Source organism: Achromobacter aegrifaciens (assembly GCF_902859735.1).
GTDB lineage: Bacteria > Pseudomonadota > Gammaproteobacteria > Burkholderiales > Burkholderiaceae_B > Achromobacter > Achromobacter aegrifaciens.
Map to the genome: position 1 here is coordinate 238,580 of NZ_CADIJY010000002.1, position 12,350 is coordinate 250,929.

At 65.2% G+C, this 12,350-nt stretch carries 11 protein-coding genes; 6 read left to right on the forward strand and 5 right to left on the reverse strand.

What is annotated here, in order from left to right; all coding sequences use genetic code 11:
• Positions 1 to 64 precede the first annotated feature (64 nt).
• From HV766_RS07100 to HV766_RS07110, 3 genes are all read right to left on the reverse strand, one after another.
• On the reverse strand, positions 65 to 742 hold the full coding sequence (locus HV766_RS07100) for an N-acetylmuramoyl-L-alanine amidase (protein WP_054454776.1): 678 nt from the start codon (positions 740 to 742) through the stop codon (positions 65 to 67).
• 221 nt (positions 743 to 963) lie between these two features.
• Positions 964 to 1,737, reverse strand: coding sequence for a hypothetical protein (locus HV766_RS07105; RefSeq protein WP_175180849.1), 774 nt, complete (start codon positions 1,735 to 1,737; stop codon positions 964 to 966).
• Positions 1,738 to 1,751: 14 nt separating this feature from the next.
• Complete coding sequence (locus HV766_RS07110; RefSeq protein WP_054454773.1) at positions 1,752 to 2,315, reverse strand: hypothetical protein; 564 nt, start codon at positions 2,313 to 2,315, stop codon at positions 1,752 to 1,754.
• Between the two features lie 371 nt (positions 2,316 to 2,686).
• Here HV766_RS07110 and HV766_RS07115 point away from each other — a divergent pair, with 371 nt between their 5' ends.
• Positions 2,687 to 3,532, forward strand: coding sequence for a DUF4189 domain-containing protein (locus HV766_RS07115; RefSeq protein WP_054454772.1), 846 nt, complete (start codon positions 2,687 to 2,689; stop codon positions 3,530 to 3,532).
• A gap of 57 nt (positions 3,533 to 3,589) precedes the next feature.
• Here HV766_RS07115 and HV766_RS07120 read toward each other — a convergent pair whose 3' ends face one another.
• Positions 3,590 to 4,255, reverse strand: a complete 666-nt coding sequence (locus tag HV766_RS07120; RefSeq protein WP_175180850.1) for a hypothetical protein — start codon at positions 4,253 to 4,255, stop codon at positions 3,590 to 3,592.
• A 301-nt stretch (positions 4,256 to 4,556) separates the two neighbouring features.
• On the opposite strand from HV766_RS07120, the gene HV766_RS07125 reads away from it, so the two are divergent.
• The 5 genes from HV766_RS07125 (at position 4,557) to HV766_RS07145 (ending at position 11,378) form a co-directional block, all read left to right on the forward strand.
• The gene (locus tag HV766_RS07125) at positions 4,557 to 5,024 is read left to right on the forward strand and encodes a YMGG-like glycine zipper-containing protein (protein WP_119451145.1); all 468 of its coding nucleotides are present in this window, start codon (positions 4,557 to 4,559) and stop codon (positions 5,022 to 5,024) included.
• A gap of 99 nt (positions 5,025 to 5,123) precedes the next feature.
• Positions 5,124 to 5,792: an RNA polymerase sigma factor gene (locus tag HV766_RS07130; RefSeq protein WP_125470357.1), complete on the forward strand. Its 669-nt coding sequence runs from the start codon at positions 5,124 to 5,126 to the stop codon at positions 5,790 to 5,792.
• Complete coding sequence (locus tag HV766_RS07135; protein ID WP_175180851.1) at positions 5,789 to 6,841, forward strand: FecR family protein; 1,053 nt, start codon at positions 5,789 to 5,791, stop codon at positions 6,839 to 6,841. The genes HV766_RS07130 and HV766_RS07135 overlap by 4 nt, the downstream gene beginning before the upstream one ends.
• A gap of 120 nt (positions 6,842 to 6,961) precedes the next feature.
• Positions 6,962 to 9,436: a TonB-dependent siderophore receptor gene (locus HV766_RS07140; protein ID WP_175180852.1), complete on the forward strand. Its 2,475-nt coding sequence runs from the start codon at positions 6,962 to 6,964 to the stop codon at positions 9,434 to 9,436.
• 70 nt (positions 9,437 to 9,506) lie between these two features.
• Positions 9,507 to 11,378, forward strand: a complete 1,872-nt coding sequence (locus HV766_RS07145) for a PepSY-associated TM helix domain-containing protein (protein WP_175180853.1) — start codon at positions 9,507 to 9,509, stop codon at positions 11,376 to 11,378.
• A 39-nt stretch (positions 11,379 to 11,417) separates the two neighbouring features.
• On the opposite strand, the gene HV766_RS07150 is transcribed toward HV766_RS07145, so the two are convergent.
• Positions 11,418 to 12,335, reverse strand: coding sequence for a LysR family transcriptional regulator (locus HV766_RS07150; protein ID WP_175180854.1), 918 nt, complete (start codon positions 12,333 to 12,335; stop codon positions 11,418 to 11,420).
• Positions 12,336 to 12,350: the final 15 nt, after the last annotated feature.

Below are 12,350 nucleotides of genomic sequence, written 5' to 3' on the forward strand. Positions count from 1 at the left end.
TATATGAATAAAAACTATTCGCGTTTTTAAGTCAGTGAAATGTCAGCTTCGAGCGGCTTCGCGATCAGGGCCCGCAGCAGTTCCCCGGATAATCGGCTCGCGGCGCGCCGGCATAGGCGGCAAACACAAGCGGGTTCCGTTGCGCTACCGCAGTATGGGACAACACCAGATTCTCCAGCTTGGACCAGGGAAAGTTGATTCCGGGATCCGACCGGCGATTCGGGTCCAGCTTGGCATGCGAAATGACATGCTTCAGGTTCGGATACTTGCTCCAGGCATAGGTAATGATCCGGGCCGTCGCTTCGATTTGCCAAGCCGAATAGGGGTCCTTGTAATTCTGGACATCCTGGGTGTTGACGATCTCGATCCCCAGGCTGCGGTTGTTGACGTTCGGACCCTGGCCCAGATGCGGCGCGTAGTTGACGTCCCCGACATGGAATGCCGCCTTGGCTTCGGCGACCACGGACCAGACGAAGTGGCCATGCTGCGGCTCGTCTTCATCCGGGACGATCCAGTGGGCGCTCGCCTTTCTGACTTTCCAGTTGTCAATGGCGTGCTGCGTGGCATAACCCGCCGTCGCGTGGATCACGATCGTGTCGATGACCGCGAAGACGTCCGCTCCGCGCGACCGAGCGCGATTCGCGGTCAGCCAGGGGAAGTCGGGGTGTACCTCCTCGTTCAGCGGGCTGAATGACGGGCGCTTGTCCGCTGGAAGCAGGAAATGAAAACTCTTGGGGTCCATGGCGACACCTCCTGATTCCTCGTGCTCATAAGTACTTGGGGGAGGGGCCTGCGGCATCATGATCGACGACGCGGTGGCCCGGGAACCGCTGTCAGCGACTTTTGCAGTTCTGGCGTGGCCGGGCAATACTCCAAATCGAGTATCCGCGATCGTCGGATCTGGACTAGGGCATGGGAGCAAAAGACGTGCTTCACGCCTCGTTGGACGGCCTGCACTCGGGCTCAAGAACGGCTGGAGAGTGTCCGCGCAGCCGGTTCGCAGGAATCGCGATAGGCAACCGCATACATCGTTGCCACCACAAACACGAGGGGGACGCAGAGCAGTGCGCTCATCGCTGCCCGCGCCAGTCCAACGTCCGGGTAGCCGTACGCGAGCATGCCCAGAATGTAGCCGGCATGGCCGGCCGCCGCGATCAACATAAGCAGCGCCAGCATCAGCGGCCACGGCTTGTACGGCATGGCGGCGCGCGCGGCGTGGAAACGGTACTCGCCGGCTACCGCCGCGCGCGGCAGGCTCAGTCCGTACATTGCCAGCGCGTACAGCGTGGGCACCCAGATCAGCGCCAGCGCGGCGCACAAGACGCTCCAGAACACGGCGTCATTCGATCCCGCCAGCACCATGTAGATCACATAGGGCAGGTCCCCGGTGGCGCGGGCCATCGCAGTGCCTGCAATAACGAGCGCGCAGAGCAACGCCAGATGACGGGCCTGCGCCGCGCTGCCGCGGGTGGCGCCGACGTCCGTCAAGTCCGCCGGCTGGACGACGCGATGCCAGGCGCAGGTCATGCGCGCCAACGCAATCAGGTTGATCAGCGCCAGCGCCATGAACAGCCCATTCCCGTACGGAAACAGGTTGGTGATCAGCAAGGCGAAAGGCAGCGACAGGATGAATAGCGCCAGCGACAAGGGGGCCGCGGCCAGCATGGCGCGGCCCTGCTGGCGCATGGCGTCAGCCGTCGCCGCGAGGAAATGGCGGGCTCCGAGTTTGTTCGACAAGAGGGGGCGCTGCCTTAATTGCTGCGGTAGTTGTTGGCTTCACGCTCGCCCGCCCACTTGCGCAGCGCGGCGATGAATTCGGGGCAGACATTGCCGTCCACCTGGCTGTCGATGATGACGCTGTTCTGCATGCGCATCACCACGGTGCATTCGTAGACCTTGGTGCGGTTGTTGTAATAGCCGTGGTTGGTGTTCTGGAAGACGGGGGTCGCGGCGCTGGTCGAGGTGGCCGGAATCATGCCCACCACCTGCTGGGAGGTGCCGGTCGAGACCCATTCCGTATAGGGCGCGGTCTGGTAGTCCGACCAGATGAGCTCCATCGTGTTGCCCACGCCGCGCTTCTTCGACGGTTCGCCCAGCGCCGTGATGGCGTCGCCGACCGGACGGCCCTTCATGTTCTTGGCCACGTTCACGCTGGGCGAGAACGACAGCCCGGACGAAAAAATGTTGGTCAGCGAGGGCAGCGTGGAACTGCCGCCCGTGGGCATCGGCGCGCAGCCGGCCAAGGCGGCAAGGACCAGGGCCGCCGGCAGGGCGCGGCCCAGCAACCAGGTCGAACGGAGTCGCGATTTATTCATGCTGAGCCCTAGCTCCCTCAAAGATCCGGCGTGCCGGAACATAATTCAGCGGCCGCAAGATTTTGTCTTGTTTTAGTTTCGTTTCGTGACTAGTCGTATCGCGGCGCCCGAGCACTGGGCAGTGCGGCGTACACCTGCAGGCGGTCGTCTGACGCTGCGCTGCGAGGGCAGAATGTTAACGAAAAAATAGTGGCGCATCGGCTTTCTCCCGCTGAAAAATTGGTTACGTAATACCTGGAAACGTGAGAAAGCGGGGAGAGGAAGACAAACTGTAACGTGCTACGATCCGCGCGTTCTGCGCCCCGGGGGGCGCCTTGGCGATGGCAGATCGCGAGGCGCACGGCGCCACAACCACTGGATATTGCACACCCATGATGCTCGCGCGATTGCTCGTTCAGTTCCGTTCCACCGTGGCCGCATTGGCCGGCGCAGGCGCGCTGGCGCTGGGCTTGGCTGCCCCAGCGGCGCACGCCGACACGCTGTACGGCGCCGTGGCCACCGACGAAGCGCACGCCAAGCTGTATTGGGTCATGCCCGAAACCTCCACCAAGGAAGCGCAGGACGCCGCGCTGGCCAAGTGCAACAAGGCCGGGGGCAAGGGCTGCAAGAGCGTCACCTCATTCTCTGACAGCTGCGTGGCATTCTCGCGCAATTCGCGCGGCGACCTGTTCTGGGGCGCCAGCGTGTCGTCGGAGGTCGCCGCGAAGAAGGCCATCCGCACCTGCACCAACGACAGCGCCGACGGCAAGTGCAAGCTTGCCGTCATGCCCCTGTGCGTCGGCCCGGGCTACAGCGAAGCCGACCTGAAGGCGCCCGACACCGCCACGCCCGCCCAGCTCGAAGCCCTGTCGGCCAAGCTGGATTCGCGCGGCTACTGGGGCTCCGTGGCTGAAAAGGACTCGGGCCAGCTGACCTATGCCGATGGCTATCCGAGCGAGAAGGAAGCGGTCGACGCCTTGCTCAAGTGGGAAGACTGCGTGGGCTGCCGCACGGTGCTCACCTATACCGACACCTGCGTCGGCATGGCCTGGGGCAAGGGCAGCAAGGGCCGCGGCACCAGCTTTACCGCGAAGAATCCCGATCCGGTGGCCGCGCGCAACGAAGCGCGCGCCACCTGCGACGCCAAGAGCGGCGGCCTGACCTGCGTGGCCTTCGTGCGCTGCTCGGGGCGGGCTTATATCAGCGGTTACAAGGGCGAGGATGAGAAGGCGAATTAAGCCCCGGGGCCTGGAGGCCGTGGGGCGTCCAGGCATGTCATGCGGCGGCGCGTGGCGTCACTCTGCAAGACCGGCGAGCCGGTTGAACTCGGTGATGTGCGTGGTGCGCTCTTTGTCGGCCCGGTCTGCGGTGTGTTGCTTCAGGGCCTGCCCCAGCGGCATCAGCAATTTGTCGAGCGCATCCAGAGTCAGGCTCTCATCGCGGATCCGCTCCACGCGATCAAGATAGAGTTGATATCCCTCGGACGTGCTTGCGCCGCTGGCCGAGGCTTTCCATTTTCCATCCCTAGTGGCCAGGAGGCTGCGGCATAGTCCGATCTGGCCATGGGTCATGCCGCTGTCGATGGCCCAGAGCGCGCGCAGGGCGTGCTGGTCGTAGATGGGCCGGGATGAATTCGCAAGATGCTTTGCGAACGCGTAGAAAACAACGTCGGTGGTCTTTGGCGCGCTGTTGGCATCGGCGACATATCCGACGAACGATCTATAGACTTCCCACTTGCCCATTTTCCACAGCAGGGCCTCAGCCAGGGATTGCGGAGCGTCCTGCAAATCGGTGGGCCAGGCGTGGTTGGAAGGAAGCGCGGGAAACCGGGCCACGTCGTATTCGTATCCGGCAGCGGCAAGCATGCCAGTCATCGAACTGACGATGCCGGCGCCGAGCCTGCCGGTGGTCAGCCGTTCGCGTAGCGAATGAATAATCTCTCGTAGATTGTTGCTTGTCACGGTCCGTGGGTGCCTGGAAATGGATGGCCAAAAGGAGCGGCGAAGCTGCGCTTGATCTATTGCTCACACTACTGAAGTGCTTACGTGCAGCAAGGCTGCCTGCTTCAATATTCCAACCCGCTCCAGGTCGCGCCCCGCATTGTTCCAGCTTGCCGGAATGCCAAATCCGTTCATCAATCAAGCGGTTTCAGCGTTAATCAGGCATTTGACATAGGATTTCGCTGCGCAGTTCCTGGGCTGGCTTCGATGTGCGGCGCTAAACTCGAAGGTGGTGGGTTTCTTGTCTTCAATGGAGTTTTTCATGAAAAAGTCCATACGCCCCTGTACCGCGACGCTTCTTTCCTTGTTCTGCCTGTGCGCCACCGCACAGACGGTAACCCCGCTCAAAGGGCAATCGCCCCAAACCACCCAGCAGGACATCAGCGCATGCCAGGCCCTGGCAGGCAGCGGCGCCAGCACCAGCACGAACGATCCTAAATCCGGCGGACGGGTCCGTGGCGCCGCTGCGGGCGCGGCTGCGGGTGCGGCGGCAGCCAGCGTGCGCGGCAATCAGCACGAGGAGGTCTACGACCGGATGAGCGACGATGCCAAGCAGCAGTACCGGCAGAACCAGGCGAAAGACGCGGCGGCGGCAGGGATGGTCGTGGGCGGTTCGCGGCAACGCCAGGACCGCCGCCAGGATCGCGCCGAAGCGTCGCAACAGAATGCGGCAGCGGCCTCTACATATAGCAATTGCATGCAGCAGCGCGGGTATCAAGTGGCGCCGTGAGGCGCGAGGGTTGACGGGTGAACGGGCTGGGGGTGCGCTGCATTGCGACTGAGAATAAATCTCAGTACAATCCGGCCACTTTCAACCGACCCGCGCCGCATGAGCCGCAACCCTTTGCTGGCGTCCGACACGACGCCCGCATCCGCCGACGACCAGAACGGAAATTCCAGCGCGATCGCCAAAGCCTATGCGCGCTGGCGCTTGCCGCTCATGCGCGGCCTGGCCCGCTTCAAGGGCAGCATCGGCAGCGCCGAGGACGCGCTGCACGATGGCGTCGTCAAATGGGTGGCGGCCAATCCCGCGCTGGATTCTTCCGATGAGCAGGGCGCATACCTGCGCAGGACGGTATTGAACGGCGTGGCGGACGAATTCCGCGAGCGCAAGGCGGGGCGGCGCCTGCAGACCGTGTCGCTCGATGAAGCGGAAGAGGGCGTGCGGGTCCTGGCGGCGGGCGATGCTTCATGTCCCATGCGCGCTGCCGCGCATCAGCAACGGTTGGCGCGCCTGGGCGAGGCCTTGCAGGAACTCCCCGAACGCCAGCGCGAAGCCTTTGTGCTGAGCCGTTTCGATGGATTGACACAGGACGAAGTCGCCGCCCGCATGCAGATATCGCGGCGCATGGTGGTCAAGCATCTGGCGCGGGCAATCGCTTACTGCGAGGTCCGCGTGCACTATGCTACGGTTGCCCAGATGCAGCAATTGCATCGGCCCGCTGGCGATGACGCCGGCCTGGACAAGAACAACAATAGCGACTCCGCCTCGTCATGACCGAACCGTCTTCCTCTGCCTCGCCGGACACGCTCGCCTTGCACGAAACGGCGGCTGAATGGCTGGTGCGTCGCCAGGACGCCAGCTGGTCGGACGCTGATGAGCAGGAATTGCATGCCTGGCTGGCCGCCCAGCCCGCGCATCGGCAGGCCTATTCGCGGGTATCGCGGACCTGGGATGATCTGTCGCAGGCGCCTCGCCCCGTCTTGGCCTGCGACGCGCAGGCGGCCAGCCGTCCATCCCCGCGCTTGCCGCGACGCGCCTCGCGGAAGGCCTCCACCCAGCCGCGTTTCTGGGGTGCGCTGCTGGGGCAACCCGTCTTTTCGAAGACCTTCGCCGCCGCCTGTGCGGCGCTGGTCGTGGGCGGCGGCTACGGTTGGTATCGCTGGGACAACACGCCCGGTTATGTGTTGAGCGTGAACTCGGCGGCGGGAGAGGTGCGTCAGCTGGACCTGCCCGACGGCTCCCATGTCGCGCTGAATTTCGGCAGTACGCTGGAGGTCCGGTACTACCCGCGGCGCCGCGAGCTGGTGCTGAACCAGGGCGAAGGGTTCTTCGACGTGGCGCCGGATACCAGCCGTCCGTTCACCGTCGATGCACGGCAAAGCCGGATCACCGTGGTGGGCACGGCCTTCAATGTGCGCAACACCCCGGATCAGGTCGTCGTCAAGGTGTCGCACGGCCGTGTGCGTGTGCAGCCCGATCGCGACAAGGCCACGCCGGAATTGTCGCTGAACGCCGAGCAAGGCGTGACCGTGGATGCGCGAAACGCCACCTATCAGGCAGTGGCAGCGGTGCCGGACGGCGTGGGCGGGTGGCGCAATGGCCGTCTGGTGTACCGGCGCACGCCGCTGGGCGAAGTGGTCCAGGAAGTCGCGCAGTACCTAGGCAAGCCGGTGGCGCTGGCCAGCCCGGGCCTGAAGTCCCTGCCGGTCTCGGGCTTTGCCGCGACCAATGCGCCCGCCGCATTCCTGGAAGCCTTGCCGGATCTGCTCCCGGTGCAGGTCAAGCGCGCGCCCGACGGCGGCTACCTGATCCTGGATCGCTGAGCGTCCAGGCGTCTGCCTGAAAATTATTTTTATTCGCATGTGGTGTGCGGGTTCCCAATCCCGCCCCGGAATCCGTTTACTCCCGCAAGGCCGGTAGCGGCCAACAACGATGGAGCGGGAATGGGACGGGGATTGTTGAAGGGCGCGCTTGTTGGCGGCGCGTTGACGACGGGCATGCAGCTCAGGGCGATGCCGGCAATGGTGGCGGGCGCGCTGGCTGCGCTGGCATGGCCCGCTGCGGTGCATGCGCAGCCGCAAGCGTCGCAGGTGGATTTCAGCATTCCGGCTCAGCCGCTGGAGCATGCCTTGAGGGTGTTTTCGGAGCAGTCCCGGCATCAGGTGCTGTTCGACGAGGCCGTGGTGGCGGGCAAACGCTCGCCAGCGGTCAACGGCCGTTACACGCCGCGGGAAGCGCTGGACCAGTTGCTGTCCGGTAGCAACGTGCGTGTGAACAGCGCCAGGCCGAATGTGTACACCTTGACGGTGGTCGGGCAAGCCTCGGGCGATGCTGTCACGCTGCAGTCGGTGACAGTCACCGGCAGCGGCGTGGGCAATCCCACCACCGAAGGAACCGGCTCATACACGAGCGATGCCATCACGATCAGCAAGATGACACAGTCGGTCAAGGAGACGCCGCAATCGGTCAGCGTACTCACGCGCCAGCTGCTGGACGACAAGAACCTGACCACGCTGGACGAGGCGCTGGCGCAGACCACCGGCGTGACCAAGACGGCAAGAAACTTCGGCAACCACAAGTTCTCGATCCGCGGCTTCACGGTGGACGACAGCAATTACCTGGTCGACGGCGTGGCCGGCGTGGTCTATGCCCCGGTGGGCTGGCTGCCCATCGACACCGCCGTCTTCGATCGGGTGGAGGTGCTGCGCGGCGCGGCCGGCTTGATGCTGGGCTCGGCGGATCCCAGCGGCGCGATCAACATGGTGCGCAAGCGTCCGCGCGGCGAAGGCCATTTCGAGGGCTCCACCACGGTGGGATCCTGGGACAACTACCGCATGGAACTCGATGGCGGCGGCCCGCTCAACGAGTCCGGCACGGTGCGCGGCCGCCTGGTGACCGCCTATCAGGACCGCCATTACTTCTACGATGGCACGAAGTCGAAATCGCCCCTGGTCTACGGCGTGATCGACGCCGATCTCGGGCGCGACACGACGCTGACGTTCGGGGCGCGCCACCAGGCCACCGATACGGACGGCTATTGGTTGTTCGGCCTGCCGCGCTATACCGACGGCGGCGCGCTGGACGTTTCGCGCTCGACCTCGCTGATCCAGGATTGGAACCGGCAGAAGGGCCAGGTGAACGAAGTGTTCGCCGAAGCCGAGCACCGGCTCGACAAGGACTGGAAAGTGCGCCTGTCGCTCAATCACACCGAGGTCGACCTGGATCAGCGCGTGGCCATTCCGGTCGGCGGCGTGGATCGGGCGACCGGCGTGGGTTCCAGCTTCTATACCATCTATTTCAACAATGCGAGCGTGAAAAGCGATGGCATCGATCTGAACACCACGGGCAGTTTCCAGGCGCTGGGCGGCACGCACCAGATTCTGCTTGGCACCAGCTGGTCGCGCCAGCGCGTCAACCAGAAGTCGGCGAATCTGGACAGCGACTCGCCCATCAACGTGTACGACCCGGACCATTCCTCCATTCCTGAGCCCACGCGTCCAGCGTGGGGCAGCAAGGAAACGTCGCGTTTGGAGCAGACCAGCCTGTACGGCAGCATGCGCCTGCAATTGGCGGACCCGTTGCATTTGCTGCTGGGAGGCAAGTTCAGCTGGCTGAAGTACCGGTCCGACGATGGTCTGACGGGCGCGAGAACCCGGGACTATGAGCAGAAGCACGAATTCACGCCCTATGCCGGCCTGGTCTACGACCTGGACCAGCAATGGTCGGTCTACACCAGTTATGCGGACACCTACCAGCCGCAGAGCACCTACGTAACGTCTTCGGGCAAGCCGCTGGACCCGTCCATCGGCGCCAACTACGAGGCGGGGGTGAAGGGCGAACTCTACGACGGACGCTTGAACCTATCCGCAGCGGTATTCACCGTGAAGAAGTCCGGCATCGCAGTGGAGGACTTGTCTGCCCCCGGAAACTGCCCGGGTTCGCTGGCCTCGCCCAATTGCTATCGCAACGGCGGGACGCTGCGCAGCAAGGGCTTTGAACTGGAAGCCAGCGGGGAACTGTCGCCGGGTTGGCAAGTGATGGCCGGCTACACCTACGTCACCAGCCGCGACGACGAAGGCGAGACGATCAGCGCGGAAACCCCGCGCCATCTGTTCCGCCTGTCCACCACTTACCAGCTGCCGGGGCGCTGGAACGCCTTCAGCGTGGGCGGCGGCGTGTCGGCGCAAAGCGGCTACTCGTACAAGGCCTATGACGACATGTCGGTGCGGATGGGCGCGCCCGGCCGCGCGGTGTGGGACCTGCGCGCGGGCTATCGCATCAACAAACACTGGTCCGCCAGCCTGAACGTGGCGAACGTGTTCGACAAGGACTACTACGGCATGGTCAGCCAGATCCGGCGCGGCAACCACTACGGCGAGCCTCGCAACGTGATGCTGACCTTGCGGGGTACGCTGTGACCGGCCGCGTGTCGGCCGATGATCACGGCGGCCTGCGGACCCGGTTGTGAAAGGGGGATTTCGCCAAAGCATGTCATGGCTGCACACCTGGTGCGGCCTGACCTGCGGCTGGCTGCTGTGCGCGATCTTCCTGACCGGCACGCTCAGCGTGTTCCGGGAACCCATCACGCGCTGGATGGAAGCAGGGCCGCCGGCCGATCCCGCCGCCGCGGCCGTGGACGCCCGGCAGTGGCTGCCGCGCGCCACGCAGGAGCTGTCGTCCCGCGCGGCGGCGGCTTCCGCCTGGGACATCTCCCTGCCGGTCCGGCCCGGCTGGCCGGCGCAACTTTCCTGGCGCACCGACGACGGCGCACGCCAAGAGATCTGGCTGGACTCGCGCACGGGCGCGGTGCAGCCGCCGCCCCAGATCCGCGAGACCGAGGGCGGCCGGCATTTCATGTCCTTCCACTACACCTTGCACGGCGGCTTGCCGGGCTACTGGCTGGTGGGCTGGATATCCATGTGCATGCTGGTCGCGCTGGTCTCCGGCGTGGTGGTGCACAAGCGCATCTTCAAGGACTTTTTCACTTTTCGTCCGGGCAAGGGACTGCGCAGCTGGCTGGACGCGCACAACGCCACGGCAGTGCTGACGCTGCCGTTCCTCTTCACGATCGGCTACACGGGCCTGGCGTTCTTCTACACCAGTTACATGCCCTGGCCGCTGCATGCGGCGTATGGCGGAGACGCCGGCGCCTATCGCCGTTACCAGGCCGAGCTTGCGCCAGCGCAGCCTGTGCCGCGCATCGCGGGGCCGGGTTTGGACGGGGTTCCGGATCTATACCCGTTGCTGTCGCGCGCGCGCGAACTGACCGGGCAGGAAGCGGCGCGCCTCACGATAGAGCGTCCCGGCGATGCGCGAGGCATCGTCCTGGTGTCCGGCCGCAAGCCCCTGGCCGGCGCCGCCCCGCGCCTGCTCACAGATGCCAGCCGCGTCGTGTTCGATGGCGCGAGCGGAGCGGTCTTGCAGGTCGTGCCCGCTCATCACGAGGGGTTTGAAGCAAAGCAGGTCCATGAGACGATCGAAACCCTGCACAAGGCCGACTTCGGCGGATGGACCATCAAGTGGCTGTATTTCTTCAGCGGCCTGATGGGAACCGCCATGATCGCCATCGGCACGCTGCTGTACTCCATCAAGCGGCGCAAGAAGAGCGAGCATGAATTCGGGAGGGGCACGGCGCGGGTCTACCGTTGCGTGGAGGCATTGAACGTGGCGGCGCTGGCGGGCGTCGCCGTGGCAAGCATCGCCTACTTTTACGGGAACCGCCTGATCCCCGCCGCCTGGCCGGAACGCAGCGCCTGGGAGATCCGCATTTTCTTCGCCGTGTGGGCCGCGACCCTGGTCCATGCGCTGTTGCGCGCGCCGCGCAGCGCATGGATCGAGCAACTGGCTGCGGCTGCCGTGCTCTGCCTGGGGCTGCCGATATTGAACTGGGCGACGACGGGCCGGCATGCATGGACCTATGCAGCCCGCGGAGAATGGCCGCAGGCGGCAGTGGAGATCACTGCGCTCGGGCTTGGCCTGCTGCTGGCCTGCATGGCTCATGCGCTGGGGCGGCGCTGGAAGGCTGTGCCAGCGGTCGCCGCGCCGCCGTCGCGCAAAGCGCCTCCTGCCAGCCACGATGATGCAGCTTATCGCTGGGGAATCGCGAGCCGCGTGATGGCTGCGGCAGCGGGCGGCTACCTGTTGTCCGCCCTGGCGATGTCGGTCCTGGCGCTGGCGTGGCCTGCCAGGGCCGGCGTCTCGCCGGCTGCCGGCGTGCTCGGCGGAACGCTTTTGAGCTTTGTCGTATACACGGCGATCGGCGTAGGCGTGTTCGGCGCCCGCAGCGCGCAACGTGCTTGGGCGCTGATCGCGGTGGCCAGCCTGGCGTCTGGCGCGTTGGTACTCGGTCTGCGCCCATAAGGGCGGGTTGCGCTATCCGTTGGCTACCGATGGGAAACGTCAGGAACGGCGGCCCATCGCACCCAGCCGCGCCTGCATCAATCCCAGCAGCGCCTGAACCCGCGCCGTGACCGAATGCCGATGGCTGTATGCCCCCAGCAGTTGCAGCGGCGCCGGCTGCAGATCCAGCGCCACCTCCACCAGGCGGCCCGCGGCCAGGTCTTCCTGACACCCAAACTCCGCCAGTATCGCGAAACCTATGCCTTGCCGCGCGCCCGCGCCTGCGAGTTCGCCGCTGTTGACGCGGTAGCGGCTGCGGACCGGCACTTTGACGATCTCGCCGGCGGCGTCGATGAATTGCCAGGGCTGGCCTTTCAATGCGCTCAGGGTGGTGATGCAGGGCAGGGACTTGAGTTCTCGTACGTGGCGAGGCGTTCCGGTCCGGGCAAGCAGGCTGGGCGCCGCGACCACGATGCTGGGCAGGGTCGCCAGTTCACGCGTGATGAAGGCGCTGTCGTCCTGCCGGCCGCGGTGGAAGACGATGGCCAGGTCCACGTCCTCGTTCCGCAGTGACTCCAGTCCGCTCATGCGCGTATCGCATTCGAGTTCCACGCCGGGGTGCAGGCTGCAGAACTCGGCAAGGATGGGGGCCAGCAGTCGGGGCGCTTCGCCCGGCATGCACATTCTCAGGGGGCCGCGCAGCTCGCGTTGCACCGCGCCCAGTTCTTCTTCGGTGGCGAGCAAGGTATCGAGCAGGGGCTTGGCGCGTTCGTACAACAGCCTGCCGGCTTCCGTCATGCGCAGATGGCGGGTGCTGCGCTCGAGCAGGCGTACGCCGAGCCTGCGTTCCAGCGACGCGACATGGCGGCTGACGTTGGACGAAGGCAGCGCCAGCAGCCGGGCGGCGCCGGCGAAGCTCTGTTCGTCGACGACCGCCGCATAGACGCGGACGGTGTTCAGGTCGAGGGCAGCGCTCATGATTGTCCCATTTAA

Bases quoted from the DNA above. Each gene is read 5' to 3' on its own strand.
- HV766_RS07110 (WP_054454773.1), bottom strand. From the start codon at position 2,315: ATGAATAAATCGCGACTCCGTTCGACCTGGTTGCTGGGCCGCGCCCTG.
- HV766_RS07100 (WP_054454776.1), bottom strand. From the start codon at position 742: ATGGACCCCAAGAGTTTTCATTTCCTGCTTCCAGCGGACAAGCGCCCG.
- HV766_RS07115 (WP_054454772.1), top strand. From the start codon at position 2,687: ATGATGCTCGCGCGATTGCTCGTTCAGTTCCGTTCCACCGTGGCCGCA.
- HV766_RS07125 (WP_119451145.1), top strand. From the start codon at position 4,557: ATGAAAAAGTCCATACGCCCCTGTACCGCGACGCTTCTTTCCTTGTTC.
- HV766_RS07130 (WP_125470357.1), top strand. From the start codon at position 5,124: ATGAGCCGCAACCCTTTGCTGGCGTCCGACACGACGCCCGCATCCGCC.
- HV766_RS07140 (WP_175180852.1), top strand. From the start codon at position 6,962: ATGGGACGGGGATTGTTGAAGGGCGCGCTTGTTGGCGGCGCGTTGACG.
- HV766_RS07150 (WP_175180854.1), bottom strand. From the start codon at position 12,335: ATGAGCGCTGCCCTCGACCTGAACACCGTCCGCGTCTATGCGGCGGTC.
- HV766_RS07135 (WP_175180851.1), top strand. From the start codon at position 5,789: ATGACCGAACCGTCTTCCTCTGCCTCGCCGGACACGCTCGCCTTGCAC.
- HV766_RS07145 (WP_175180853.1), top strand. From the start codon at position 9,507: ATGTCATGGCTGCACACCTGGTGCGGCCTGACCTGCGGCTGGCTGCTG.